Origin of the sequence: Colwellia sp. TT2012, from assembly GCF_001440345.1 — a bacterium.
GTDB lineage: Bacteria > Pseudomonadota > Gammaproteobacteria > Enterobacterales > Alteromonadaceae > Colwellia.
Genome location: NZ_LJYX01000199.1, coordinates 1 through 405, shown reverse-complemented (window position 1 = coordinate 405; position 405 = coordinate 1). Strand labels below are relative to the sequence as shown.

1 tRNA gene is annotated in these 405 nt (G+C 36.8%); it reads left to right on the top strand.

Features of this window, described 5'->3' with window-relative positions:
* Nucleotides 1-46 precede the first annotated feature (46 nt).
* Nucleotides 47-122 (top strand) — tRNA-Ala (locus ASU03_RS19555).
* Nucleotides 123-405 lie beyond the last annotated feature (283 nt).

Sequence of the window (405 nt, the reverse complement as noted above, 5' to 3'; positions counted from 1 at the left end):
AGTGTTCACACAAATTACATGATAACAAAATTGAAGAAACCCTAATGGGGCTATAGCTCAGCTGGGAGAGCACCTGCCTTGCACGCAGGGGGTCAGCAGTTCGATCCTGCTTAGCTCCACCATTTATATTTTTTCGGCGTTACTTGAACACTCGTGTAAGAGAAACTACACGTCGTATTCAAAAGCCTGGTAAAAAAGTAAATGGATATTTTCTTCTTCACTAAAAGAGAATGGAAGCCAAATTTAAACTACGCTTTATAAGCTATTTTAAATTTGGTTTTTTTAAACCACGAATTAACCGAATGCGAGTTGATTTGAAGTTCTTTAACAATCTGGAAAGCTGATATAAATATCGGTATTTATATATTGAACACGGTGTCGCGCTGTTGTTCATATCAGTATAAA